General features: G+C 38.9%; 21 protein-coding genes. 16 read left to right on the top strand and 5 right to left on the bottom strand.

Annotated elements, in window-relative coordinates; all coding sequences use genetic code 11:
• Positions 1 to 32: 32 nt before the first annotated feature.
• Entirely contained in the window at positions 33 to 2870 is a 2838-nt protein-coding gene (locus tag AB669_RS08735) for a TonB-dependent receptor (protein WP_047798880.1), read from the bottom strand.
• 10 nt (positions 2871 to 2880) lie between these two features.
• Complete coding sequence (locus tag AB669_RS08730) at positions 2881 to 4140, bottom strand: 6-bladed beta-propeller (RefSeq protein ID WP_047798879.1); 1260 nt, start codon at positions 4138 to 4140, stop codon at positions 2881 to 2883.
• Between the two features lie 279 nt (positions 4141 to 4419).
• Between AB669_RS08730 and prfB the strand changes: the two genes are divergently transcribed.
• Both prfB and AB669_RS08720 read left to right on the top strand, forming a co-directional pair.
• Positions 4420 to 5494 (top strand): peptide chain release factor 2 gene (gene prfB / locus AB669_RS08725; protein ID WP_156166709.1). Its coding sequence is split into 2 segments (ribosomal slippage): positions 4420 to 4479 and positions 4481 to 5494, totalling 1074 coding nucleotides; the frame shifts between segments, so codons are not numbered across the junction.
• Positions 5495 to 5540: 46 nt separating this feature from the next.
• Complete coding sequence (locus tag AB669_RS08720) at positions 5541 to 6419, top strand: alpha/beta hydrolase (RefSeq protein WP_231582650.1); 879 nt, start codon at positions 5541 to 5543, stop codon at positions 6417 to 6419.
• On the opposite strand, the gene AB669_RS08715 is transcribed toward AB669_RS08720, so the two are convergent.
• The gene (locus tag AB669_RS08715; RefSeq protein ID WP_053058339.1) at positions 6420 to 7532 is read right to left on the bottom strand and encodes a glycoside hydrolase family 18 protein; all 1113 of its coding nucleotides are present in this window, start codon (positions 7530 to 7532) and stop codon (positions 6420 to 6422) included.
• Positions 7533 to 7550: 18 nt separating this feature from the next.
• Positions 7551 to 8411 (bottom strand): transglutaminase-like domain-containing protein, encoded by an 861-nt coding sequence (locus AB669_RS08710; protein WP_047798877.1) that lies wholly within the window; start codon positions 8409 to 8411, stop codon positions 7551 to 7553.
• Between the two features lie 44 nt (positions 8412 to 8455).
• On the opposite strand from AB669_RS08710, the gene AB669_RS08705 reads away from it, so the two are divergent.
• A complete protein-coding gene (locus AB669_RS08705) occupies positions 8456 to 9244 on the top strand; it encodes an O-methyltransferase (protein WP_047798876.1) in 789 nt (262 codons plus the stop codon).
• Positions 9241 to 9900: a DUF1345 domain-containing protein gene (locus AB669_RS08700; protein ID WP_047798875.1), complete on the top strand. Its 660-nt coding sequence runs from the start codon at positions 9241 to 9243 to the stop codon at positions 9898 to 9900. Before AB669_RS08705 ends, AB669_RS08700 begins: the two co-directional genes overlap by 4 nt.
• 159 nt (positions 9901 to 10059) lie before the next feature.
• Here the strand turns inward: AB669_RS08700 and AB669_RS08695 are convergent, their stop codons facing one another.
• On the bottom strand, positions 10060 to 11187 hold the full coding sequence (locus AB669_RS08695; protein ID WP_053058338.1) for a polymerase: 1128 nt from the start codon (positions 11185 to 11187) through the stop codon (positions 10060 to 10062).
• A 169-nt stretch (positions 11188 to 11356) separates the two neighbouring features.
• On the opposite strand from AB669_RS08695, the gene AB669_RS08690 reads away from it, so the two are divergent.
• The 12 genes from AB669_RS08690 to AB669_RS08635 all read left to right on the top strand — a co-directional run bounded on the left by AB669_RS08690 (position 11357) and on the right by AB669_RS08635 (position 26718).
• Positions 11357 to 12337 (top strand): deoxyhypusine synthase family protein, encoded by a 981-nt coding sequence (locus AB669_RS08690; RefSeq protein WP_047798874.1) that lies wholly within the window; start codon positions 11357 to 11359, stop codon positions 12335 to 12337.
• A 253-nt stretch (positions 12338 to 12590) separates the two neighbouring features.
• Positions 12591 to 13883: a c-type cytochrome gene (locus tag AB669_RS08685; protein WP_047798873.1), complete on the top strand. Its 1293-nt coding sequence runs from the start codon at positions 12591 to 12593 to the stop codon at positions 13881 to 13883.
• Positions 13884 to 13932: 49 nt separating this feature from the next.
• A complete protein-coding gene (locus tag AB669_RS08680; RefSeq protein WP_047798872.1) occupies positions 13933 to 16974 on the top strand; it encodes a TAT-variant-translocated molybdopterin oxidoreductase in 3042 nt (1013 codons plus the stop codon).
• 26 nt (positions 16975 to 17000) lie between these two features.
• Positions 17001 to 18473, top strand: coding sequence for an NrfD/PsrC family molybdoenzyme membrane anchor subunit (gene nrfD / locus AB669_RS08675; RefSeq protein WP_047798871.1), 1473 nt, complete (start codon positions 17001 to 17003; stop codon positions 18471 to 18473).
• A gap of 2 nt (positions 18474 to 18475) precedes the next feature.
• On the top strand, positions 18476 to 19012 hold the full coding sequence (locus tag AB669_RS08670) for a DUF3341 domain-containing protein (RefSeq protein WP_047798870.1): 537 nt from the start codon (positions 18476 to 18478) through the stop codon (positions 19010 to 19012).
• Complete coding sequence (locus AB669_RS08665; RefSeq protein ID WP_047798869.1) at positions 18984 to 19601, top strand: cytochrome c; 618 nt, start codon at positions 18984 to 18986, stop codon at positions 19599 to 19601. Before AB669_RS08670 ends, AB669_RS08665 begins: the two co-directional genes overlap by 29 nt.
• Before the next feature lie 15 nt (positions 19602 to 19616).
• Positions 19617 to 20870, top strand: a complete 1254-nt coding sequence (locus tag AB669_RS08660) for a hypothetical protein (RefSeq protein WP_047798868.1) — start codon at positions 19617 to 19619, stop codon at positions 20868 to 20870.
• 70 nt (positions 20871 to 20940) lie between these two features.
• On the top strand, positions 20941 to 22173 hold the full coding sequence (locus tag AB669_RS08655) for a cytochrome c oxidase subunit II (RefSeq protein WP_047798867.1): 1233 nt from the start codon (positions 20941 to 20943) through the stop codon (positions 22171 to 22173).
• Between the two features lie 24 nt (positions 22174 to 22197).
• Complete coding sequence (locus AB669_RS08650; protein WP_197082378.1) at positions 22198 to 24078, top strand: cbb3-type cytochrome c oxidase subunit I; 1881 nt, start codon at positions 22198 to 22200, stop codon at positions 24076 to 24078.
• Positions 24079 to 24157: 79 nt separating this feature from the next.
• Complete coding sequence (locus AB669_RS08645; protein WP_047798866.1) at positions 24158 to 25216, top strand: heme A synthase; 1059 nt, start codon at positions 24158 to 24160, stop codon at positions 25214 to 25216.
• A gap of 11 nt (positions 25217 to 25227) precedes the next feature.
• Positions 25228 to 26136 (top strand): heme o synthase, encoded by a 909-nt coding sequence (cyoE, locus tag AB669_RS08640; RefSeq protein ID WP_047798865.1) that lies wholly within the window; start codon positions 25228 to 25230, stop codon positions 26134 to 26136.
• A 15-nt stretch (positions 26137 to 26151) separates the two neighbouring features.
• Positions 26152 to 26718 carry a cytochrome c oxidase subunit 3 gene (locus AB669_RS08635; RefSeq protein WP_082120639.1) on the top strand — a complete coding sequence of 189 codons (567 nt, stop codon included), beginning with the start codon at positions 26152 to 26154 and terminating at the stop codon, positions 26716 to 26718.
• The last annotated feature ends 13 nt before the right edge of the window (positions 26719 to 26731 follow it).

The following is a 26731-nucleotide window of genomic DNA, read 5'->3' as shown; positions in this document are numbered from 1 at the left end:
GCTGAAGCGAAAATTCAGCCATTTATGTTTCATTATTTTTTAACCTGAGATTTCTTTCCAAACTGTCGGGGATAGTATGACAGGGTTGTCATAAAATACTGTTGCAGCACATTCTGTGTTCCTAAAGTAAAGCTGTTAGAACTTCCATAATTTAGGATATTGGTGTTTTGGTGCAATAAATCTAATGCAGACATTTTAAACTCCGCATTATTGCCCTTCAAGAAGCGGTAGATGGCACTGGCATTCCAGATTGCAAAATTTATATCTGCAGCATTTTGTGAGGTGCTTTTATTGAATGTAATATTACTGTTCAGGGTTAATTTCTTAGTGATGTTGTAGCTGGAGCTAAATGTTGTTGCCAGGTTCTTTCCGCTATATTTTGTATTAAAGGCTTCTTGTTTGGATCTATAAGTGCCGTAGGTTTGCTTAAAATCCAGGGCAAGATAAGCTTTATATGTATAGGTTAATCCTAATGAGGAATTTGTATTTAAATTACTTGAATAAGTGAAAGCGGTGTTAATGTATTCGGGATTTTTAGTCAAATTGACATATGATGCTAATTCGAACTGGATTTCGGAAGTTTTGAATCTATAAGCTTTTCTGATGTTACCACCAAGGTAGATGTATTTGTTACCATCTGCATTAGTAAGGAAAATACTTCTCCTATTGAGGTTATCAATAAAAGTGCTGTCGATGATATTATTTTCTATCATACCCGCACGGATATTCAGGTTATAGTTTAAGGTGTTTTTATTGGTTTGGTCATAATGATTGAAGTTAAAAGCAATTGTTCTTTCAACACCTGGCTTTAAATTTACGTTTCCACGCTGAACACTGTAGAGGTTGGTGCTATCAACTAAAGGTGCTAACTGGTTGATGGTTGGAATTCGCATATTTGTATTGAAACTGATACTGTAATTTCTATAGTATTCTCCGTATTGGTTATCACTGTAACTAACATTGGCTTCGGGAACAAACTGGCTGTAGTTTCTTTTAATGTTTTGTATGGAACGGTCCGATTGGTTATCCTGATAAACGAACCTTTGTTTTGGGGTAATCCTGATGGACAGGTTTTTGTAGAAGCGGTTTGAAAGTGATTTGTAAAAAGACTTGCTTACACTAAAGCCCATAGCATCGTCAATGTAGTTTGTATTGATTTTATTGCTCAGGTATTGGTTTACTTCATAATTGTTAGTACCGGTATTTAAATCCTGCACATGGTTATTGTCTTTTGTATTGGAAAAGTTTATCTCATTGTTTAGGGCCAATTCGATATTCCATAATTTATTTTTACCGAAAAGCATTGATCTGAGATCGAGAAACTCCAGGTTTAGCTGTTGGTCAATTTTATTGTTTTTTGTTTGATACTTTCTGTTAAAATTCTGATTGGGCACAGTACTGATAAAAGACTTAAAATCGGTGATGTTTAGCCCGTTGTTTTCACTATTAGAAATGGCCAGATTATAATTTGCATTGAAACCCTTGATGAGTTGTTTGGGCTTCATGTAGTTTTGGCTGTGGCGGTAGTTTGCCTGAAAGTTAAAGTTCGAATTTTGATAATCGTTTGATGAAATGGTATTATTTGTACTGGTTACAACACCTTGGTTGTTGGTGGCATTTCTGAAAATTTCGTTATCAGAGTTTCCATTATTGGTTGTCAGTGCCTGGTTAATTTTTAATGAGTTATTTTTCCTGATCCATTCATAGTCTGAGTCAAACTTCTGGTTAATGCTGCTTGAGGTTGTTTTGTTGCTCCATTTTTCAAAAACCTTTTCATTTTCACTTACCGAAGTTGTGGTTAAAGCATCGGTAAGGTAATCGGTATCTTTGTTTTGCAGAAAGTAGTTGGCGTTTAAAGTATTCTTATTTTCCCATGTTGGTTTTTCAACAAAATTGTAGGTAAATGCCACTCCGGTAGCGGTGGGCTGGTTAATACCATCAGCCCTGAAGTCGGGTTGATATTCTACGTTGGTGCCGACCCCTTTAAAAGTGCTGTTCAAAGTTAACTGCCTTATGCTATTTAGTGATTTGTTGATATTGTTGCCGGCCCCGACTATGGCCAGTTGCATTTTAGGACTAAAAACATTAAAGCTAACATCGGCTTCATAACGTTTACCGGTACCGTATCCAATGCCAATTTTGCCGAAATAGCCTACGTCTTTACCTTTTTTAAGCTTCAGATTCATGGTTAGGGTAGAATCCAAAGGGTTGTTTTTATCTTTTACCGTATTGTAGACCTGAATTTTATCAAGTGCATTTTTAGCGATATTTTGGGTGGCCACCTTAGCATCGCCCCCAAAAAATGATTTGCCGTTTACCAGGACGCTTTTTACTTCCCTTCCATTAACTGTAATCTGACCATCGCCCCAAAGGGTGATATTGGGTATTTTTCTCAATAAGTCTTCCACCACTGCATTGCTGTCCAGTTTAAATGCCGCGGCATTGAATTCCAGGGTATCACCGTTCATTCTGATGGGAGGTATCGTCACCGTTACTTCCTGCAAGCTAATGTCCTTCGGGTTAATAATAAGTGTTTGCAGATCGATAAAATTCTTATCAGTGGGAATGCTGAATTTTTTACGCAGGGTTTGATAGCTTACGTGACTTACTTCCAGTTGTAACGAAGTGCCTACGGGCAGGTTTTTAAAACTAAACTCACCATAATTATTGCTGATCTGATAGCTAATCAGACTACTATCGGCAGCTTTGTAGATTGAAACCGTAGCCGATTTTAGGGCATAATTATGGGTAGTGTCGCGAATTATCCCTTTGGTTGAACCGGGTAAGGTGGGTTTGCTTTGCTGGCCAAACATAGGTTTTGCGATTACCAGCAAGGTGATGAAGGTAAGCAGCTTGAAAAAGTTGAGCATGAGAGGGGAGTTAATTTTGTTTTGGCTTTAGCTGGATGATTACGGGATTGCTTTTTTTGTTCTGGGTTTCAAAATATTTGGTCAATACCGGGTTGTAAGTTCTGTTTTTTCCGGCATTTAAATCTTTAAAGGAAAATAAGGCTAAGGAAGAGTAGCTGGTATAAAAATATCCGTTATCGAAGGTATGGAAACCATAATTTGCAAAATCATAGTAAGATCCGCTATCGGTAACCGGAAGGAATTGTGAGAGCGAATCGGGCTCTATATTTTTTATGGAGGTTAAATCACCTGTTTTAAGATTATAAATAAGTGAGTTTTTTTTATCCTGACTAAAGCCCCAGCTGTTGGCTTTGAAGTAAAGGTTATCGCCGATGATATAGGCATTGCTTAACCCATATACCTGATCTTTGTTTTTTTCGAAATATTCGACCCTTTTATTTTTGTATTCTGGAATGGCCATAAAATTAGAGGGGATAGAAATACTGGCGGGGAAAATAATCCTGTAAGCTAAAGACAAGGCTTTGGGTTTAATTTTATATATACTGTAGTCATAATAGTTAATGTACAGCAACTCATTTGGAATACCAGAATCGGTAATGGGATTTCCTGATCCGATAAACTGTTCGGTTTTATAGCTATCTTTTGCGAAAGGAAAATACAGGGCTATTTCTTTATCTTTATTTAGGATAGCCAAATTATAGTTTGTACTATCCTTATCATTTTTAGAAATATAATAGGGAGCAATTATCGTTGTGCTGTCTGCGTATCTGATGTATCTATCTTCTATTTCTTTATCGCGGTTTACCGGACTTTTTTTGACCAGTTTCCCATCCAGATCGAAAAAGAACTGATTTTTTCCTGAAGATATCCTGATCATGAAATCATCATTATGTTTAATGAGGTTGAAGCCATAGAATACTTGTTTTTCTTTTTCATCAGCATCGGCATCCATTTTACTGCTGTTTACCTTTGCCCTGAATTTTCCATCTTTATAAAATATGAGCACAGATTTGGTATCGTAATCATAGATGATGTAACAATCTTTGGTTAGTTTAAGCTGGTTTATCGACCCAAATAAGCTTTCCTTTGTGGTTTCGAGGGGTATGAATTTTACTTCACTAAATACCTGTGAAACTAAGGCACCGCGTGATGCTTCCGGATCGATGCGTAGGGTTACCATTTCCGAGCTGTCAATTTTAGTGGTTTGTGCCCAGGCAGGCGCACAGCACAGCAGGTACCCGAGGAGAATAGAGAGTAGTTTATTTAGCATGACTAGTATTTAAAACGTTTTAGTACCGTTGCCCTTTTTCAGATATTATTTGATAAAATGTTGAAATAATAAAATTGTAATTTGTCTGATCTGATGAAATGGTTCTGAAAATTAGTGAATTAAAATTGTATTTATCTGTTAAATTTTGGTTTTAACAAAATTTAACAGCTTGTAATTTTTAAGCTTTTTAAAATGAATAATTGGGACTTTCTCTGGTTGAAATGAATTTAGTTTTGCCTGTTTGATAATTTCAATATCCCATTATACTATATTTGTTGAATGACCAAAGAACAAGTTCAGGATTTAAGAGACAGGGTAACGTCTCTGAGGAGGTATCTTTGACGTTGATGAGCTACTTTACGCCATTCGCGAAGAAGAAAAATTAACCATGGCGCCCGATTTCTGGGACGATCCAAAAAAAGCAGAGAAAATACTTGCCGAAATCAGTGCCAAGAAGAAATGGACCGATGGCTACGATGATGCCTATAATGCGGTAGAGGATGTAGTTGTCATGTACGATTTTTTTCAATCGGGTGATGCTTCGGAAACAGAATTGCAGGAACAGTTCGATACCAGCAAAAAGTCGGTAGAAGAACTGGAACTGAAAAATATGCTTCGAAACAAAGAAGACCAGCTGCCGGCGGTAATGCAGATTACGGCAGGGGCAGGAGGTACCGAGAGTTGCGATTGGGCCAGTATGCTGTTGCGGATGTATTTAATGTGGGCAGAGAAAAATGGCTACAAAATTACCGAGCAGGATTATGCTGAGGGCGATGTGGCGGGAATAAAATCGGTAACCATTGAGATAAAAGGCGATTTTGCTTACGGGTATTTGAAGGGGGAAAACGGAGTACATCGATTGGTACGTATATCGCCATTTGATAGTAACAACCGCAGACATACTTCATTTGCATCAGTTTATGTTTATCCGTTAGTTGATGATACGATTGAGATAGATGTTAATCCGGCAGATATTGAATTTGAAACTTTCAGGGCTGGTGGCGCTGGCGGGCAAAACGTAAATAAGGTTGAAACTGCGGTTCGTTTACATCACAAGCCTTCGGGTATCATTATCAAGAACCAGGAGTCGAGATCGCAACTTCAAAATAAAGAAAATGCAATCCGTTTGCTGAAATCGCAGTTATATGAGATTGAAATGCGTAAGCGTATGGAAGCCTCGGCGGCAATTGAAGGCAGCAAGAAGAAGATTGAGTGGGGCTCGCAAATCAGAAGTTATGTTTTAGATGACAGGAGGGTAAAAGATCACCGTACCAATTATCAGACTTCAAATCCGGACGCCGTATTGAACGGAGATATTAGTGAGTTTTTAAAAGCATATTTAATGGAGTTCTAATTATTCAAAAATGAAGAGATCAATCTTACATCTAATAGTGTTTTGTATGGGTATTACTTTTTTAAATGCCCAGGAAATTATTCCGCTTTATACTGGCGAAATACCTGGCGCAAAGCCTACACCGGCTGAATATGTAGAAAAAACTGAGGTAAGGGCCAACGGTACTTTGAGTATTACCAAAGTTTCTGTACCTACCCTAACTGTTTATGAAGCCCCTAAAAACATTGCAACCGGTACGGCAGTAATTATTTGTCCGGGTGGGGGCTATGGTGCATTGGCATTCAGTCACGAAGGTATTGATGTGGCCAAGAGGTTTAATGCCATTGGTGTTACGGCTTTTGTATTTAAGTACCGTTTGCCGAGCGATCAGATTATGGTTGATAAAGCTTACGGACCTTTGCAGGATGCTGAGCAGGCGATTTATCTGGTGAGAAAGTATGCTAAAAAATACGGCATTAAAAAAAATAGAGTTGGTTTTCTGGGCTTTTCTGCAGGTGGTCATTTTGCATCAACGTTAATTGCACATTATAGTAATTTAAAGATTAGTAACCCTGAGAAAATTAATCTTCGTCCTGATTTTGGGGCACTTATTTATCCTGTAATTAGTTTTGAAGAGTCGGTACATACAGGCACTATGAAAAACCTTTTGGGGCCAACACCTACAGATAGTTTGAAACATTATTTTTCTGCTAACAAAAACGTAAATAAAAAGACACCGCCAACCTTCTTTGTACATGCTAAAGATGATGCAACTGTTCCATACGCCAATAGTATTTTAATGAGCGATGCCTTGAGAGCTGAGGGTATTGATACGGAGGTTTATCTTTATGAAAAAGGAGGTCACGGTTTCGGTTTGATCAATAAAACATCAGCTGTTGATTGGTTTAATTTATTGGCGGCCTGGTTAAAGAAGGAAAAACTTTAGTTATTTCATTTGTTTCACCGATTGGTCAATCACATCAAGTAAGCCATCTGAATAAGGGTCGTCGTTAAGTTCCCAGAACATGATGCCATTTAGTTTATGATCGATGACATATCTGGTTTTCAATGTGATTGATTTTGCGTCGTCGAATGTGACCAGCTGTTTAGTCGCAGAATTGTAGTAATAGGGTGCTTTAGCCAGATCATCCCAATAATAGGTATAGCCATTTTCAGCAGTTAATGTTTTTTTATAATCTCTCGAAGATATACCGTGAAGAAACTTTGTAGGCTGATACAAGCCCTGGTTCGCATCTGCAGTATTTTCAAAAACTCTTGCATAAAACGCTGCGCCCAAAGCAATTTTGTCTGCGGGAACACCATATCTGAGCATTTCTTTAATAGCATAATCGGCAGATAGCTCTTGTTTATCAGTTGAAAACAGGGGAGTATGGTGTCCGCTGGTTGTAGCATACCCACCGACCAAATCATAGCTCATCAAGTTTACGCGATTAACAAGCGGCATTACTTTTTTCCATTCGAAGCATGAGTCGAGGCAGTTTTTGGTCCCACCTGCAGCAAAGCTGATTTCTGCTTTTTTGCCCAATGTTCTGCGCAGTTCTTTAATTAGCCTTGTAAAATGCTGCTTGTCGCTTTCAGCATATTTATGCCCGGGATATCCTAATACGGCCGGGTACTCCCAGTCAATATCAATACCATCGGCATGAAAATAATCGAGCAATGTTTTGGTTGTTCTGGCAAATGTTTTACGTCCATCTGCCCTGCTAAAAACTTCAGAGCAGTTGGGGCAGGCACTCCAGCCACCCATAGCGAGCATTACTTTTAATTCAGGATTACGTTTCCTGAGGGCGACCATGTTTGCAATCAATGCAGAATCTTTGGCGTTGTGGATGAACATACTATCGCCTTTGAGATGGCCAAAGCTATAAATCAGGTGAGTGATCTTTTCTATGGGGTAATTTTCTAAAACTGTTCCGTTTCCCGTATAATATGCAATGACATTGGTCTTGCTGGTCGTTTGCGCATGCATGTTATTTTGGAATACAAACATGGTGAGTGCAATCAACATGATGCTGCAAACGTTTTTGTTGAATTTCATGAAACGGCTTGTTATCGGTTATTCGGAAAGTATAGTTTGTAATTCATTTAGTTCGGCAACTTTATCGGTTGCTCCTGCACTTTCATAAGCGGAGATGAGGTTCCTGATTACCCTTCGGATAATGTCGGTATTGCTACAAGGTCGGTAATACTCTTGCTGAGACTCTAAGTTGAGCTGACGCAAAAACTGATCAACATCATGCTTTCCGAATATATTTCCTTTGTTAAAGGCGTTAATGTAAAAAAGGACACCATATTCTGTAGCGTCTTGCTTGCTTTCATCAATAAAACCCAAAATAAAATGCTGTGGCAAGTTAATGCCATAGATGGGTAAATCAAGTTTTTGAGCAAGGGTAGAATAGATGATGGCAAGCGATATCTGATTTCCTTTTTTGCTTTCAAGCACCTGACTCAGGTAGGAATTTTGAGGGTCGTGATGATTTTTTGTATTCCCGCCAAAGCCATATTGCTGGTAAAGAATATGGTTGATGAGTTTTACTTTTTCTACTGAACTCATTTCATATTGCAATCCCAACCAGATATCTCTTTTGATTTCCTCTATCTGATTGATGACCTTTTGTTCGTCGAGATCTGGGTATTGATAGCGGTTGATAATTAAAGCGCCCTGGAGCAGATCGAATGCTCCGCTCAGGTACCATAGATTCAGGTCTTCTTTAACGGTATTGAACTGGATCTGATGTACGATATTTTCAATACGTTCCTGCAATAATCCGTCGAATGATTGTTCCCAGGCGTTTTCAAGATAATGGATTACCTCACCACCATATTCCATTAATTTTTTTTCTACATGTTGGTAAACTTCCTCATCAGGATCATCCAACAATTTTACTAAAGCACTAATCTCCGAGATATTTTCCATAAAAGATACATACGTTTGCGGTGTTTGTTTACTTTTGCAATATTATGCTACTTCAATTTATTACAGATTATCTTAAACACCGTTTGACAGCTAAAACCCGTCACGGGACGCATTCGCCATTTGTTTATAAGTTAGCTGATGAGGTAATTTACGATTTTAGCGATAAATCTGAATATAAAAATATTGAGGAACAGCGAAAAAAACTTTTTAATGACGATTCTTCCATCACTGTCACCGATTTAGGTGCAGGTTCGCATTTAAATAAGAACAGGACTAAAAAAGTAAGTGAAATTGCCAAGAATGCGTTGAAAAGTCCACGATTAGCCAAGTTAATATATCGTTTAGCTAAAAATACCAATCCTAAAACTGTAATTGAATTGGGGACCTGCCTTGGAATTACCACTTCATATTTGGCTAAGGCATGTCCTGGTGCCGAAGTCATCAGTATTGAGGGTTGCCCACAAACGGCCGGTGTTGCAAGAAACAATTTCGATGATATGGGTATTGAGAATATCGAATTGCATGTGGGTAATTTCGACTTGATTTTACCCGATGTGATTGCAAAACAGCCATCACTTGATTTTGTTTATATTGACGGAAACCATCGTAAGGAGGCTACTTTAAATTATTTTAAATGGTGTTTGCCAAGGGTAACTGAAAGCTCGCTTCTGATTTTTGACGATATCTACTGGAGTGAAGGTATGAAAGAAGCCTGGGCTGAAATTAAGCGTCATCCGCAGGTTACTGTCACGATAGATTTATTCTGGATTGGTTTGGTTTATTTCAAAAAAGGTCAGGTGAAAGAACATTTCAAACTAAAATTTAAGCAATGAGAGAGAAAGCCCAGTTAAAAGGTATACAGAAGCGCTCAGCACTATATATATTGCTGGTTAGCCTTTTTGCCGGGATGTTGGGTTGTGGGGTATCGTTTGTTTTACAGATGAGTATGCTAACGCACATTATGCTGGGCTGGGATTTTTTCTGCATTGTGCTGATATCTCTTCATTGGTATATGTTTTTCAATACTTCATCTTCTGAAACGCATTTAAAGGCCAGGATGCAGGATGAAAGCAGGGAAGAAATTTTTGCAATTGTACTGGTATCTACTTTTGCCGGATTACTAGCAGTAGTATTACTTCTTATTAATAAAGACATTAAAGCGCTTGATCTTGTAACAGCAATTTCAGGTATGTTTTTATCCTGGTTTCTGGTGCATACTACTTTTAGTATGCGATACGCTCACCTTTACTATGGTGATAGCGATGATGACAAAGGTAAAGGTCTGGATTTCCCCGGAGAGGATGAACCTGATTTCATTGACTTCGCCTATTTTTCATTTGTTCTGGGCATGACTTTCCAGGTTTCGGATGTAGAAATCTCTTCACGGCAGTTACGCCGGCTTTCTTTACTACATAGCTTAATTGCATTTGTTTTCAATACTGTAATAGTGGCACTCACCATCAATGCACTTGCGGGTTTGAGTAAGTAACTGTACTTTGGTCTATTTATGTCGCTTACTGTCAATGTTTTAATGTTTGTCATATTATGACGCCAGATCGTTGAGGATATCTGTACGGTATGATTTCGGCAATGAAAAAATAAAACAATCAGAACAACACACGGGTAATGAAGAGGAGCGAAGAAGAAACTAAAAAGCTTCTGCTATGCTAATGTAAAATCCGCTTTGTCGCTGCTCATTACTTCTTTTCTCGCCTACACCGTAATCCAGACGGATACTTATCCCTTTCTCCGGATCGAAGAAGTATCTCAAGCCTGCGCCATAGTTGGGTTTGAAACCTCTGGCGTTAAACTGGTCATTTCCCCAAACTGTTCCTGTTCCTCCAAATAGTGTTGCACCAAAACGAGTATTGTAGCGATAGCGTAATTCTCCCTGAGCCACCAAAAGGTTTTTATCACGGAATCGCCCGTTGTAATAGCCTCTCATCATTTCATCGTTACCCATCTGCTGCAGGAGGTAAACGGGGGTGTTTTTACCGGTAATGATGTTGTAGAGCCCCTGGACACCAAACGAAAATTTATTGCTCAGTTTCCAGAAGTTCCTCAAATCAAATTTTATCTGGCTACCTGTAAAACTTCCTTCAGAAAAGATGTCGGGGGCATATTGGTAAGTTCCCCTTATGAAAAAGCCTTTGGTTGTATAATTGTTATTGTTTCTTGAATCATAAGCCTGAGAAACCCCAATGTATAATACACTTCCGTTTCTGTTTTTATAGTATGGGTTTAAATTGAAGATCCCATCGGGTTGTAAATCATTGTATTCGTAATTTTCAAAACCCAGAGAGACACCTGAATAAGTTTTAGGCAATAATTGTTTTTCAGCCTGCAGCAATACTTTAAACTGTTGCTGAATGAGTTTGTCTTTGTTTGCCTCCCGGGTACTATTACCCACACCATAGAAATTGAAAGGCATTCTTTTGAATCTGAGTTCTCCAATGTAATGGAGATTATTTTCTTTGCCCCAGACATCCAGTATGGTACTCATGTTATATGCCTTCTTGGTTGAATAATTCAGGTTCAGGGTGATTGATGAAGGCCGGTTGAGGGTATCTTTACGATCAACATAGAACCCAAAGATTGCCCCTACGCCAAACTGGAAGCCTGTTTCCTGAGCGTAGCCAAAAGATGGGATGGGAAGAAAGCTTGCTTTGCGAAGCGTGTCCTTTTCATTCGAAAGTAGCTTTTTGATCAACTTCATTTGTCCGAATGAGCTTCCGTATAATGCAGTTAAGAATATGATTAGGTAAATTTTTTTCATCCGTAAATGATTTGTTGCAATACTTAATGAAGTTTATGATATAGTTACATCATTGCCGCAAATTAACTGAAATTATTTTATAATGTTACCCGACGTGTTTCTCCAAAATTTCCTTAATGTTTTCAAAATCGTATCATAATTCGCTACTTTTGCGGCAAACAATAAAAAGATGAGCAATACAAGAGGACCAATATCTCAGTTTATGGAGCGTAATTACCTCCATTTTAACGCTGCGGCGATGATGGATGCTGCCAAAGGCTACGAAACGCATTTAGACGAAGGTGGTAAAATGATGATTACCCTTGCCGGTGCAATGAGTACTGCTGAATTGGGAATCTCGCTAGCCGAGATGATCCGTCAGGATAAAGTGGCTATTATTTCTTGTACAGGTGCAAACCTTGAAGAGGATATTATGAATCTGGTTGCGCATTCTCACTACAAGCGTGTACCAAATTACCGCGATTTAAGTCCACAAGATGAGTGGGACCTTTTAGAAAACCACTATAACCGTGTTACAGATACCTGTATTCCGGAAGAAGAAGCATTCCGTCGTTTACAAAAACATATTCATAAAATCTGGAAAGATGCCGATGATGCAGGTGAGAGATATTTTCCACATGAGTTTATGTACAAGATGCTATTAAGCGGCGATCTGGAGCAGTACTATGAAATAGATCCGAAGAATTCGTGGATGCTTGCTGCGGCTGAGAAGAACTTGCCGATTGTTGTACCGGGATGGGAAGATTCTACAATGGGAAACATTTTCGCTTCTTATGTGATGAAAAAGGAGCTGAAAGCCACCACCATGAAAAGTGGTATTGAATATATGGGTTGGTTAGCTGACTGGTATATTGCAAACAGTGGGGGTAAAGGAATTGGTTTCTTCCAGATTGGTGGAGGTATTGCAGGTGATTTCCCGATTTGTGTTGTTCCTATGTTATACCAGGATATGGAAATGGAAAATATTCCTTTCTGGAGCTATTTCTGTCAGATCTCTGATTCAACTACTTCTTACGGATCTTATTCTGGGGCGGTTCCAAATGAAAAAATTACCTGGGGTAAACTGGATATCCATACCCCAAAATTCATTGTAGAGAGTGATGCGACAATTGTTGCACCGCTTATGTTTGCCTGGATCTTAAAACAATAAGTATAAAAATCAAACATCCAAATTTTGGATGTAGGATGCCCATTGGAGATTGTATCAAAAATGGGCATTTCTCTTGCCTGACGGGCTTGAAACGCCATTTGTTTAGAATGATTATAAATTGTATTTCCAGTCACTATTTTGTCATGGGATTTATTAATAAGTTATACTTTTGTTCAAGTTTTGATGGAGCTATGGCAGTTTAATCATCAATTTCCTAACAAAAAATAAATTAAATAAGTATAAAGTGTTCATTATGAGAGATATCTCGATGATTTTAAAAAGCGTTTGGAAGTCGTTATTCGTATTTTCAGCAATTTCCGTAATAGCGGTTTCAACCGTAAATGCGCAAGATGCTGCTAATGGAAGAACGCTTTTCAAAGCAAAATGTTCTTCGTGTCATGCATTGGATGTTAAGTTAACTGGTCCTGCCTTAACGGGAGTGAGTGATCGCCACCCTGAGGATTTCCTTTTGAAATGGATTCCTAACAACAAAGCAATGATCGCCGCTGGTGATCCTGCTGCTGTTAAGTTATTCAATGATAATGGTAAAGTGGATATGACTACTTTCCCTGAGCTTGACGAAACGAAAGTAAAAGATATCTTAGCCTACATTAAAGAAGGTGAGCCTAAGAAAGCTGCTGATCCAAATGCAGCCGGACCTAAAGAAGATAAAACTTCAGGTTTATCAATTGCGGGTATCGTTGCTATTGTATTAATTGCAATTGTAATTTTGGTAATCTTAGGTCGCGCAAGTAAATTGCTTGAACGTTTGATTCTTCAAAAGCAAGGTATTGAGATTGAAGAGGATGTGCCTTTAAATGTAGGTATCCGTAAAATGTTCAAAAACAAGAAATTCGTGATGTTCTTCATCTTGTGTCTGATCATTTGCCTAGGTTCATTCGGTTGGATGGGCATGTGGAATACGGGTGTTCACACGGGTTATCAGCCGGTTCAGCCGATTAAATTCTCCCATGAGTTGCACGCTGGTATCAATCAGATTGATTGTCAGTATTGCCACAATGGAGCATTTAAATCTAAGAATGCTACTATTCCATCGTTGAACGTTTGTATGAACTGTCACAAAGCTGTACAGGCAAGGGATAATTACGATGGTGAAATTTCTCCTGAGATCAAGAAAATCTATGCTGCTTTAGGATACGATCCTGAAACTCAGAAATATGATCAGAGTAAAGCTAAACCAATGGAGTGGGTTCGTGTACACAACCTTCCTGATTTTGCTTACTTCAATCACTCTCAACACGTAGTTGTTGCAGAAGATGCTATCCGTAAAGCAAAAGGATTACAGCCTACAGAACCAGTATGTTTCGCATGTCACGGTCCGGTTAATACAATGGAAGAGATTTATCAATATTCTCCTTTAACCATGAAATGGTGTATCAACTGTCACAAAGAGACTGATATTTCTGGTCAGAAAAACAATGCTTTCTATGCTAAGGTAATCGAGGCACATGAGAAGATTAAAAAAGGCGAGAAAATTACACCAGCATTATTGGGTGGTTTAGAGTGTGGTAAGTGCCACTATTAATAGAGTAGAGTTTAGTAAGAACGTTCGAATAAACAGTAATATAGCTTAAATGGAAAGCAACAAAAAATACTGGAAAGGCTTAGAGGAGTATAACAATACACCCGATTTTGTTAAAAATAACAAAAACGAATTCGCCGAGCCACTTCCAATAGAAGATGTTTTGAATGAAGCAGGGTTAAGTACCGTTACCCCACGCCGCGACTTTTTAAAGGCGTTAGGTTTTGGTTTAGGTGCAGTAACTCTGGCTGCATGTCAAACAGCCCCTGTTCATAAATCTATCCCTTACCTGGTAAAGCCAGAAGAGGTAACACCAGGTATTCCTAACTATTATACTTCGAGCTTTAACGGCCAGAGTATTTTAGTTAAAACCAGAGAGGGTCGTCCGATTAAAATTGAGCCGAATCCAAATGCCGGTGAATTTAATTGCGGTACAGATGCGAGAGCACAGGCTTCGGTTTTAGATTTATATGACGTATCTAAATTAAAAGCACCAGCTTTTGTAAAGAACGAACAAGTTGAAGAAACGAACTGGGCAAAAATCGACAGCTTTGTTAAAGGCGAATTAGCTAAAGCACAGGCTGGAGGTAAAAAAATCCGTATTGTTGCCTCAACAGTAAACAGCCCTTCTACGAACGCTGTTTTAGCTCAGTTTATCACAAAATATCCTGCGGCTAAACTGGTTCAGTATGATGCTGTTTCTTATACAGGAATTATTCAGGCTAACCAGAATAGTTTTGGTAAAGCTGTATTGCCAAAATATAACTTCGACAAAGCTGACCTGATTGTAAGTGTTGGCGCAGATTTCTTAGGTACCTGGATTAGTGGAGAGGAATTTACTTCTCAGTATACTGCCAATCGTAACTATAAATCGTTAGAAGGTAAAAAAATGAGTCGCCACATTCAGTTTGAAAGTGGCATGAGCTTAACAGGTACAAATGCGGATACGCGTGTGCCGATTAAATTATCAGAAGAGGGGCCGTTATTAATTGCTTTATATAATGCAATTACAGGTCAGGCTTTAGCTGGCGGAACTTTAGGAAATAATACCACTGCTGATAAAGTAGTGAAATTAGCTGCTAAAGAACTGGTTCAAAGTAAAGGTAAAGCCCTTGTTGTTTCAGGCTCAAACGATGTTTCTACTCAAATCCTGGTTAATGCCATCAACGCTGCAATTGGTAGCTATGGTGCAACCATCGATCTAGATAACCCTTGTTATTTATATGCTGGTAACGATGCTGAGTTCAATGGCTTAGTTGCTGAAATGAGTCGTGGAGAAGTTGGTGCTGTTTTATTTTTAAACAGTAATCCGGTTTACGATTTCATGAACTCGAAAGCATTCACTGAAGCTTTAGCTAAGGTGCCAGCGAAGATTTCATTTGCAGACCGTGCTGATGAAACTGCTACACTTTGTGATGCAATTGCGATTAACCACAATTATTTAGAATCATGGGGTGATGCAAATGCTTACGAAGGATACTATTCAATCGTACAGCCAACGATTAACCCGGTTTTCAATAGCCGTCAGGCGGAAGAAAGCTTATTGGTTTGGGCTGATGCTCCGGTAAAAGATTACTATCAGTTTGTACGCAGCAACTGGGAAACCAAAATGTTGCCTGCATTAGGCCTTAAGTGGAATGATGTATTAGAGAAAGGTGTTGTTAGAGTTGCAGCTAAAACAGCAGGCGCTTATTCTTTCACTTTATCACTAACTGCCGTAGCTGCTTCAGTTTTGAATTCGAGCAAAGCTTTAGCGAAAGGTGGCAACCAGGTAGAATTACAGGTTTACGAAAACATTCCGATGCGTGACGGTAAAAATGCCAATAACGCATTTTTACAAGAGTTACCTGATCCGGTTTCTAAAGTAACCTGGGATAACTATATCGCCCTTGCACCTAAGTTTGCTGAGAAGTTAGAAATTAAAGAATTCGATGTTGTAACTGTTAAAGGTGGCAACGGATATTCGATTGACCTTCCGGTGTTGATTCAACCTGGACAGGCACAAGGTACTGCTTCGATCGCTTTAGGTTATGGCCGTACAAAAGTGGGTAAGGCTGGTAACGATGTAGGTAAGAATGCATTCCCTTTCATTTCGTTTGTAAATGGAACCATGCAATATGCTACAAATGTAACGATCACTCCAACAGGAGGCCACTATGAGCTTGCACAAACTCAAACTCACCATTCATTTGAAGGTCGTGCAGTAATCAAAGAAGCCACTTTTGCAGCTTATCTTAAAGATGCATCTGCAGGTAACGAAAAAGGTGAACACAAAGATTACGATTTGTGGGATCAATATGAAAAACCAGGTAACAACTGGGTAATGGCAATCGATTTGAATGCTTGTACTGGTTGTGGTTCTTGTGTTGTTGCTTGTAATGTTGAAAATAACATTCCTGTTGTAGGACGTGATGAGGTTCGCCGTCGTCGTGAGATGCACTGGATTCGTATTGACCGTTACTATAGCTATGAGACTAAGGATGGTGATGTAACTAAAGAAAAAGAAATCGCTAAGCTTGAAGACTTAGATCACGTTTCTGTAGTTCACCAACCGATGTTGTGTCAGCACTGTGACCACGCTCCGTGTGAAACAGTTTGTCCGGTATTGGCAACAGTACACTCATCAGATGGTTTAAACCAAATGGCTTATAACCGTTGTGTAGGTACCCGTTACTGCGCGAATAACTGTCCGTACAAAGTTCGTCGTTTCAACTGGTTTAACTACTGGAATGATTCACGTTTTGATAACTACTTAAATAACGAGTTTACTCAATTGGTTTTAAACCCAGATGTTACTACGCGTTCACGTGGTGTAATGGAGAAATGCTCGATGTGTGTTCAACGTATCCAGGCTGGTAAATTAGAGGCTAAATTGCAGAAACGTCCGTTGAAAGATGGCGATATCAAAATGGCTTGTCAAGAAGCTTGTTCAGCAAATGCCATCATATTTGGTGATTCAAACGATCCTAATTCAGAGGTTTCAAAAGCTTTACGTTCTGAGCGTATCTATTACGTTTTAGAAGAGATCAACGTGAAACCAGGTATCGGATATATGACAAAAATTAGAAATACAGATACAACAGTACAAGCGTAAGCTTTAGTATAAAGAAAATACAAATTATGTCAGGACATAACGAATCAATACTTAGAGAACCATTAATTACCGGCGATAATATCACGTATGCAAAAATTACGGATGATATTTTGATGCCGGTAGAGAACAAGCCGAATAAGGCCTGGTGGATTGGTTTCATCGTAGCCTCTATGGGTGCATTACTTTGGGTTGTAGCAGTAAGTTACACTTTCTGGAATGGTATCGGTGCATGGGGTTTAAATAAAACAGTAGGATGGGCTTGGGATATCACCGGTTTCGTATGGTGGGTAGGTATCGGTCACGCTGGAACTTTAATTTCAGCGGTATTATTACTTTTCCGTCAGAACTGGCGTAACTCGATTAACCGTTCGGCAGAGGCGATGACCATTTTCGCCGTAATCTGTGCAGCGACGTATGTAGTATCTCACATGGGCCGTCCATGGTTAGCTTATTGGGTTTTACCTTTGCCAAACCAGTTTGGTTCATTATGGGTAAACTTTAACTCACCACTGGTATGGGATATGTTTGCCATCTCGACTTACTTTTCTGTATCATTATTATTCTGGTACACTGGTTTGTTGCCGGATATTGCAACCATCCGCGACCGTGCTGTTGGAACGCGCAGAAAAATCTATTCTATCTTCTCTTTTGGATGGAGTGGAAGTGTTAAAACATGGCAACGTTTCGAAGCTGTGTCATTAATCTTAGCAGGTATCTCAACTCCACTGGTACTTTCAGTACACACAATTGTATCAATGGACTTTGCAACATCCGTAATTCCAGGATGGCATACAACGATCTTTCCGCCATACTTTGTGGCAGGAGCGATCTTCTCAGGGTTTGCGATGGTATTAACCTTATTATTGGTTGCCCGTAAAGTTTTGGGTCTTGAAAACTACATCACCATGTTCCACATTGAGTCGATGAATAAAATCATCATCTTAACCGGATCTATCGTAGGTGTAGCTTATTTAACAGAGTTCTTCATTGCATGGTATTCTGGTTCAGAATATGAGCAGTATGCATTTATCAACAGATCTACCGGTCCTTACTGGTGGTCGTACTGGATGATGATGACCTGTAACGTAATTTCACCACAGTTGTTATGGTTCAAGAAGATCCGTTTAAGCATTAAAGCTACCTGGATTTTATCAATCGTAGTAAACGTTGGTATGTGGTTCGAGCGTTTTGTAATTATCGTTACTTCACTACACCGTGATTATATTCCATCAAGTTGGGCAATGTTTTATCCAACGTGGGTTGATATCAGTGTATTCGTAGGTTCAATCGGATTATTCTTTACTTTATTCTTATTATTCTTAAGAGTATTGCCATCCATCGCTATTGCCGAGGTTAAATTATTATTGAAATCTGCGAGTGAGCAAGCGAAGATGAAGCAGATTAAAGAAGGTCATGAGAATAAAGAATATGTAGCTGAGTACATAGAATCTTTAGAAAAATTTGATAGTGTTAAACAAGAAGATTACGCAAAAATATAACAATGAGTGATATCAAATATATTTTAGGCAGTTTCGGTGATCCTGATGAGATGATGCATGGCATCGAAAAGCTTCAGGAGAATAACATCAGTATTTTTGATGTATATACCCCAATGCCTATTCACGGAATAGAAGCTAAATTAGGAGTTAAAAGATCGAGAATCGATATCGCGGCATTTTGCTTTGGTATTACCGGAACTTGCGCAGCATTTGCTTTAATTTATTTTTGCGCAGTAATCGATTGGAGAGTTAACATTGGTGGTAAGCCATCATTTGCATTGCCGGATTTTATTCCGATAATGTTCGAGCTTACCGTATTGTTTTGTGCTTTCGGTATGGTGTTAAGCTATTATGCTTCTACACATTTATTTCCGGGAAGAGCTCCAAGAGTAATGGATCTTCGTGCGACTGATGATCGTTTTGTTATTGCAATCGATGCAAAAGATAATACAGCGCATACTGAAATTGATGGTTTATTAAAAGATGCCGGTGCTTTAGAAGTAAAGTATAATGAAAGGAAGTACATTAGCTATGAATAAGAATAAATTTGTTTATACTGCGTTTTTAGCTATTGCTTTTGCAGCTAGTTTATCATCTTGCAAGGATAAACGCAGTACTGGCTTAGAATATGCCAGAAATATGTATGATCCGATCGCTTTGAATCCGGATCAACCAGTGGATACTGCACATGTACCTAGTTTTAAAGGTCATGCTGCACAGTTGCCACCAGCCAATACCAAACCAGTAGGTTTCACTGAGTATGATGAATACCCTAATACCAAAGAGGGTTATGAGGCTGCCGGTGTGAGTATGGTTAACCCTTTACCAGTTGATACAACTAATCTGGCACAAGGAAAACATTTATTTACTGTTTTCTGTAGCCCATGTCACGGTGAAAAAGGGGATGGACAAGGCCACTTAGTTAAAATCGAGAAATTTAGCGGTGTACCAGCTTATCAAACGGGCGCTTCATCGCGTGGTGGAAATATGGCAGATCTTACCGCTGGTAAAATTTATCATACCATTACATATGGCGTAAATAACATGGGGTCGCATGCGTCACAAATCAACCCGACAGATCGTTGGAAAGTGGTGATGTATGTTCAACAATTACAAAAAGGACAATAGTAAAGCAGAATATAAATGGGAACTCACAATATTAATTTTAGTGAACAGTTTGAGTTTACAGGTAAAGTAAAAACTTTAAGTATAGTTGGTATCGTTTTCGGTATTGCTGCTGTTGCTTACGGTTTTTTAAGTGGCCATCAAGAGCGCACTTTTGCAAACCTGTTGCTTATGGGATATTATTTTGCATGCGTTTGTATGTCGGGAATGTTCTTTTTAGCTGTTCAATTTGTAGCTCAAGCAGGTTGGTCTGCTTCAATTCTACGTGTACCACAAGCCATGGCAAAGACTTTGCCTATTGCAGCGGTTATTCTTGTTGCTATCATATCTGCAGGTCTGTTCTTTGAGCATTCTATTATAGAACATGGTCAGAACGTTACTGTACCTTATCTTTACAAACACTGGGCTACTCATGGTTTAGCAGAAGAAGGTTCTGAGCACTATGATGCGATTATAGCAGGTAAGTCAGTATTTTTGAACAAGCCTTTCTTTTTGGCTCGTCAGATATTGTTCCTGGGGGTGTATAGCATCTTCGCTATCATGTTTACTAAGTTTTCGTACAATGAAGATTTAGCAGGCGGCTTAAATTCTTACAGAAAGAGCTTTAAAAATGCGTGTATCTTCTTAGTAATTTATGGTTTTACTACGCCAATTTTTGCTTTCGATACGATCATGTCGTTAGAGGCTCACTGGTTTTCAACGATGTTTGGCTGGTATAACTTTGCTGCAATGTGGGTAAGTGCTTTAGCTACTATTGCCATTATCATCATACTGTTAAGAAGAGCCGGTTATATGCAATGGGTTAACAATAGCCACCTGCACAACCTTGGTCAATTCATTTTTGGTTTCTCTATTTTCTGGACATATGTATGGTTTGCACAGTTCTTATTGATCTACTATGCTAACATGCCGGAAGAAACTGTGTACTTTTACAAACGCTTTGAATATTACAAATTCTGGTTTTTCCTAAACCTTGCAATGAACTTCCTGGCACCAGTATTATTCCTAATGGATAGGGATAACAAAAGAAAAGATGTTAAATTGTTATTTGTAGCTATCGTGGTATTATTAGGTCACTGGGTTGATTACTATCAGATGATTATGCCAGGAGCGGTAGAAGAAGGAACTAATGGTTTCAGCTTTATTGAAATTGGTACTGCAGTAGGATTTGTAGGTTTGTTTACCTTTACGGTATTGACCGCACTAAGTAAGAAACCACTTATTGCAAAGAACCACCCATTATTACAAGAAAGTTTGCACCACCAGCTATAGCCGGTGGTATCATAGGGCAGATATTTTATTATTATTATAATTAGCAGTACGGCGTACTACTTTTAAGAAAATGAGTTTAAGAAAGTTTATCACGAATAAAACGACCGCAGCTTTAGCAGTACTACTTACTGTTTTTGCAAGTACCAGCGCTTTAGCGCAAGAGGCAGCAGCGGGTGCTGCAGCGGCAACAAAAGTTGATATGGGTGAGGTTTATAAATCAGTCATTTTTTATGTATTGATTTTCTTAGCCATATGTTTATTCATAGCCATTATTGGGAAAGCCATCAGGGTTTATGAGTTAAGCCGCGAAGCACAGGGTAAACCTGTTGGGATCAACTGGAATAGAGTACATGCAAGTTTGTTTGCATTATTCCTTGTTTTGGGTTTATATGGTGTGTATTGGGAATATACGGTACATGGTTCAATGTTGTTACCTGATGCTGCTTCGGAGCATGGTAAGAAGATCGATCAGATGTTCAATATCACATTGATCATTACCACTATCGTTTTCATTGCTACTCACATTTTATTATTTGGATTTGCTTACATCTACAAATATTCAGCAAAAAGAAAAGCTTACTACTATCCGCATAACAATACCATTGAAAAAATCTGGACTATCGTTCCGGCTTTAGTTTTAACTGTATTGGTTTTGATGGGTTTTTTAACCTGGAGATCAATTTTCTTCAAAGTTGAAGATCCAAACAATAAGCCGCTTCAAATTGAGATTACTTCTGAGCAATTCAAATGGTCAATCCGTTATCCTGGAGCTGATGGTATTGTAGGTACTAAAAACTATAAGTTAACTACTGCTACCAATACGTTAGGTATTGATTTTAAAGATATCAATTCACGTGATGATGAAATGGCTGATGAGTTAGTTCTTCCTGTGAACAAAGCCGTTAAGTTAATTTTAACCAGTAAGGATGTGATTCACAGTTTTTACATGCCACACTTTAGAGTGCAGTTAAATACTGTTCCTGGTATGAGAACTTTCTTTGAGTTCACGCCAACAAAAACTACTGCTGAGATGCAGCAGGAAACAAACGATCCTAATTTCAAGTACCTGTTTTATTGTGCTAAAATTTGTGGATCTGGTCACTACAACATGCAAAAAGTTGTGCGTGTAGTTTCTGATGCTGAGTATAAAACCTGGTTAGCTGAGCAGAAAACATACTTAAACGATGATTTAAGAAAACAATTTAATTTGCCAGTGGCACCTGCACCTGTGAAAGCAGAGGCAGACTCTACAGCTACCGATTCGGCTGCTGTTAAAACTAACCAAATGGCTTTAAATAAATAATATTAAGCAGGAGCGAAAAGAATTATGTCAACAATAGCATTACACGACGAACACACACACGATCACGCTGATCACGGTCACCACAAGGAGACACTGATCTCGAAGTATATCTTCAGCATGGATCATAAAATGATTGGAAAGCAGTTTTTGATTACGGGTATTATTATGGCCGTAATTGCAATGGGCTTATCGATTTTATTCCGTATTCAACTGGCCTGGCCAGAAACTAACTTCCCTTTCCTGGAAACCTTCTTAGGTAAATGGGCAGAGGGTGGACGTATCAAGCCTGATTTTTATCTGGCTTTGGTTACCATTCACGGTACCATCATGGTATTCTTTGTACTAACTGCCGGATTGAGCGGAACGTTCAGTAACTTATTAATTCCATTGCAGATTGGGGCAAGAGATATGGCTTCGCCATTTTTAAATATGCTTTCATATTGGTTCTTCTTTATGGCCTGTGTGATCATGATGTCATCTTTCTTCATACAAACAGGACCCGCTTCGGGAGGCTGGACGGTATATCCTCCACTTTCAATTGTTGCTAAGGCCATGCCTGGTTCAGGATTGGGTATGACTTTATGGTTGGTGAGTATGGTACTTTTCGTAGCGTCGTCTTTAATGGGTGGTATTAACTATGTAAGTACGATCTTAAACATGCGTACTAAAGGTATGGACCTTTGGAAAATGCCTTTGACGATCTGGGCTTTCTTCTTAACAGCGATCTTAGGTATTTTATCTTTCCCTGTTTTGGTTGCCGGTGTGGTATTAATGGTTTTCGACCGTAGCGTTGGTACGAGTTTCTATTTATCAGATATTGTTATTGGTACAGATATTTTGCCTAACGAAGGTGGTTCGCCAATTTTATGGCAACACTTGTTCTGGTTCCTAGGTCACCCTGAGGTATATATTGTAATTATGCCTGCATTGGGTATTTCATCTGAGGTTATTTCAGTAAATTCACGTAAGCCAATCTTCGGTTACCATGCGATGGTTTATTCATTAATTGGTATTACTGTACTATCATTCATCGTATGGGGACACCATATGTTTGTAACAGGTATGAACCCATTATTGGGAGGGGTATTTATGATCACTACATTGATCATTGCGGTGCCATCAGCAGTTAAGACCTTTAACTATCTTGCTACTTTATGGAGAGGTAATATTCGTTTTACTCCGGCTATGTTATTCGCAATCGGTTTAGTATCATTCTTTATCTCTGGTGGTTTAACAGGATTATTTTTAGGTAATGCATCATTAGACATTAACCTGCATGATACTTACTTCGTTGTTGCCCACTTCCACCTCGTGATGGGATCCGCAGCGATCTTTGGTATGCTTGCGGGGGTTTATCACTGGTTCCCAAGAATGTTTGGGAAGATGATGAATGCAAAACTGGGTTATTTACACTTCTGGTTAACCTTTATAGCTGCATACCTGGTTTTCTTCCCACTTCACTTCTTAGGTTTAGATGGTGTACCTCGTCGTTACTATGCATTCACTGAATTCGAATTCATGAAGAAATGGTTAACTGTAAACGTATTTGTTACATGGGCAGCTATCATGGCAGCCTTAGCGCAAGTAGCTTTCTTGTTTAACTTTTTCTATTCTATCTTTAAAGGTAAAGTAGCACCTCAAAATCCGTGGGAAGCTAATACATTAGAATGGACTGCACCAGTTGAACATATTCACGGTAACTGGCCAGGGGAGATCCCAACTGTTTACAGATGGCCATATGACTATAGCAAGCCGGGACATGATGTGGATTTCATTCCTCAAACTGTTCCTTTTTCTGAGACAATGAGCTCTAACTTGCCTCATGACTTTGAAGGAAATGAAGTTGCAGAAAGAATACAGCAAGATTGGGAAAAAGCCAATCCGGTAACAGAAAATAAAGGCTAGTAAAGTCTTAAACATTTTAAAAAGGGGTATCTGATTAAGTTTCTGCTTATCCGGATACCCTTTTCATCTTAAAAGATATATGGTCAGCGGATCAGAGCAACGTTTTATCAGGATTAATTTGATTACCATTATCGTTACGTTACTGGTAGTCCTTGCAGGTGGAGTTGTACGTAGTACAGGTTCGGGCATGGGTTGTCCTGACTGGCCTAAATGTTTCGATCGGTACATTCCGCCAACAGACGTTTCCCAGCTTCCGGCTAACTATAAGGAAAAATACGTGGCAGGCCGGTTAAAGAAGAATGAGAAATTTGCCAAGTATCTGGAAAGTATGGGTAAAGTAGCCCTTGCCGATAGTATTCGACATGATCAAAGCATAACTGTTCCTGAAGAGTTTAATCCAACTAAGACGTGGGTGGAGTATATTAACAGGCTTACAGGAGTTGTTGCCGGTATATTTCTTTTGTTGACTGTTATTTATTCGTTTACTTACAGGAAAAAAGCGAAACGTATAATTGTTCTAAGTATTCTAAATATTTTTGTAGTTGGCTATCAGGCATGGCTGGGTTCAATTGTGGTGTCAACAAATCTGGCTCAATGGGTTGTAACGGTACACATGCTTTTGGCGCTTGTGCTCCTGGGTATATCAATTTATACTTATAACTACGCAAAGCAATTAAATAAAGAGCCTTCGGTTATTATGTACCGCATTTTATGGTTGAAAGGCTTTTTACTTTTCACTGTAATATTAAGTATTGCGCAGATTGTGGTAGGTACAGAGGTAAGGGAAGCTATTGATGTTATTGCGAAATCCCTTTCGTATAGCGGAAGAGCGAGCTGGATCAGTAAAGTAGGGTCTGTTTTTTCTTATCACAGGGATCTGGCTATTATAGTTTTAATTTCAAACGGCGTAGTGTATAAGATGGTTATTGATCGTTTTAGTGGAAAAGCAGCGCCGCTATTAACTGCCCGCTATATTTTGGCGGCACTATTCATACAATTATTAAGTGGTTTTGCTTTGGCATATATCGCTTTTCCTCCGGCAGCCCAGGCAGTGCACATACTGTTTTCGACGTTGCTGTTTAGTTTACAGTTTTATCTGTACTTGCTGGTTTACAGGACAAGTACTTACAGACAATAAATATTATAGTATTGAAGCAGATATTTTCAGATTTTTCGAAACTCATCAAGTTCAGACTATCGTTTACGGTAGTGTTTTCTGCATCGATCTCTTTTTTGATCGGACAGAAGATGCAAGTGGGTAGGGGACATATTCCAACGATAGACTGGGGCAACTGGCTAATCCTTATCGCCGGAGGGTTTTTAGTTACTGCTGCTGCAAATTGCTTTAACGAGATCATTGAAAAAGATCTGGATAAGTTAATGAGCAGGACTAAAGACAGACCAATGCCTGCTGGTAGAATGACGACCGGACAGGGATTAATTCTTGGTGTGTTCATGGCTTTTCTTGGCACGTGGTTACTTGGCAAATTAAACCTCGAAACCGGACTGCTGTCAGTGTTTTCCATTCTTTTATATGCTTTTGCTTACACGCCTTTAAAAAGGAAATCGCCTATTGCAGTATTTGTTGGTGCGATACCTGGGGCGTTGCCTCCGCTTATTGGTTATCTGGCCGCCTTTGGCAGTTTGAAAGCAGAATTGTTCCATGAAATTGACTATTACATTGCTGGTATATTATTCCTGATTCAGTTTGTTTGGCAGTTTCCACATTTCTGGGCAATTGCATGGGTATTGGATGATGATTACAAGAAAGCAGGATTCAGGTTATTACCTACAAAGAAACGTGACCGGACAACAGCTTTAGTTACTTTTCTCAGTACGTTAATACTAATTCCTGTAAGTCTTTTGCCAACATTCTATGGTTTTGGTGGTTATTACATAGCAGCGCTTTCTTTAATTGCCGGGCTGATATTTAGCTGGCTAGCGCTTAAGCTTTTTTTAAACCAGGAACTTACCGACGCAAGAAAGGTGATGTTCTGTTCATTTTTTTACATTCCGGCTGTACAGCTGGGTTTATTATTAAATTTCATTGCAAAATAAATTATGGTTTTAACGATGGAGAATATTCCTGATACATTTGACCCAAAGCCACGAAAGTTTATTGTGTGGCTATTTGTGGTCTCCTCTACCATTATGTTTGGTGGCTTTACTAGTTACTATCTTGTATTTGCGGCATCGAAGGGTAAGGGGCATGGTTTAGTTTTGCCAGATGCTTTTATTTATTCCAGTTTAGTAATCCTGGCAAGCAGCTTAACACTATTCCTGGCTTCGAAGGCATTAAAGAAACTTAATTTCAGTTTAGAGCGCAAACTCCTTTGGATTACAATGATTTTAGCTATTGTGTTCGGGGTTATGCAGTTTAATGCATTGGGAAGTATGGTTAGGACAGGTGCTACTTTGGTTGGTAATAACGCAGCCATTTCTTTTATATATGTGGTATCAGGTGTCCACTTATTGCACATTATTGCAGGTGTTGGTTTGATCATCAACGCTTTAGCAGGTAGCTATAAGAATGTTCCTGCTGCCCAGAGCCAATACAAAATGGAAATTGCTTCTATTTTTTGGCATTTTATCGATATATTATGGATATATCTTTATGTTTTTTTACTTTTGAACCGTTAAATTTGTTAACATA

The organism is Pedobacter sp. BMA (assembly GCF_001027745.1).
GTDB lineage: Bacteria > Bacteroidota > Bacteroidia > Sphingobacteriales > Sphingobacteriaceae > Pedobacter.
This window is presented reverse-complemented; position numbering and strand designations above follow the sequence as displayed.

Bases quoted from the DNA above. Each gene is read 5' to 3' on its own strand.
- AB669_RS08695 (WP_053058338.1), bottom strand. From the start codon at position 11,187: ATGAAAAAAATTTACCTAATCATATTCTTAACTGCATTATACGGAAGC.
- AB669_RS08650 (WP_197082378.1), top strand. From the start codon at position 22,198: ATGTCAACAATAGCATTACACGACGAACACACACACGATCACGCTGAT.
- AB669_RS08635 (WP_082120639.1), top strand. From the start codon at position 26,152: ATGGAGAATATTCCTGATACATTTGACCCAAAGCCACGAAAGTTTATT.
- AB669_RS08735 (WP_047798880.1), bottom strand. From the start codon at position 2,870: ATGCTCAACTTTTTCAAGCTGCTTACCTTCATCACCTTGCTGGTAATC.
- AB669_RS08700 (WP_047798875.1), top strand. From the start codon at position 9,241: ATGAGAGAGAAAGCCCAGTTAAAAGGTATACAGAAGCGCTCAGCACTA.
- AB669_RS08665 (WP_047798869.1), top strand. From the start codon at position 18,984: ATGAAAGGAAGTACATTAGCTATGAATAAGAATAAATTTGTTTATACT.
- nrfD (WP_047798871.1), top strand. From the start codon at position 17,001: ATGTCAGGACATAACGAATCAATACTTAGAGAACCATTAATTACCGGC.
- AB669_RS08685 (WP_047798873.1), top strand. From the start codon at position 12,591: ATGAGAGATATCTCGATGATTTTAAAAAGCGTTTGGAAGTCGTTATTC.
- AB669_RS08710 (WP_047798877.1), bottom strand. From the start codon at position 8,411: ATGGAAAATATCTCGGAGATTAGTGCTTTAGTAAAATTGTTGGATGAT.
- AB669_RS08705 (WP_047798876.1), top strand. From the start codon at position 8,456: ATGCTACTTCAATTTATTACAGATTATCTTAAACACCGTTTGACAGCT.
- AB669_RS08715 (WP_053058339.1), bottom strand. From the start codon at position 7,532: ATGAAATTCAACAAAAACGTTTGCAGCATCATGTTGATTGCACTCACC.
- AB669_RS08680 (WP_047798872.1), top strand. From the start codon at position 13,933: ATGGAAAGCAACAAAAAATACTGGAAAGGCTTAGAGGAGTATAACAAT.
- AB669_RS08660 (WP_047798868.1), top strand. From the start codon at position 19,617: ATGGGAACTCACAATATTAATTTTAGTGAACAGTTTGAGTTTACAGGT.
- AB669_RS08730 (WP_047798879.1), bottom strand. From the start codon at position 4,140: ATGCTAAATAAACTACTCTCTATTCTCCTCGGGTACCTGCTGTGCTGT.
- AB669_RS08655 (WP_047798867.1), top strand. From the start codon at position 20,941: ATGAGTTTAAGAAAGTTTATCACGAATAAAACGACCGCAGCTTTAGCA.
- AB669_RS08670 (WP_047798870.1), top strand. From the start codon at position 18,476: ATGAGTGATATCAAATATATTTTAGGCAGTTTCGGTGATCCTGATGAG.
- AB669_RS08720 (WP_231582650.1), top strand. From the start codon at position 5,541: ATGGGTATTACTTTTTTAAATGCCCAGGAAATTATTCCGCTTTATACT.
- AB669_RS08645 (WP_047798866.1), top strand. From the start codon at position 24,158: ATGGTCAGCGGATCAGAGCAACGTTTTATCAGGATTAATTTGATTACC.
- AB669_RS08690 (WP_047798874.1), top strand. From the start codon at position 11,357: ATGAGCAATACAAGAGGACCAATATCTCAGTTTATGGAGCGTAATTAC.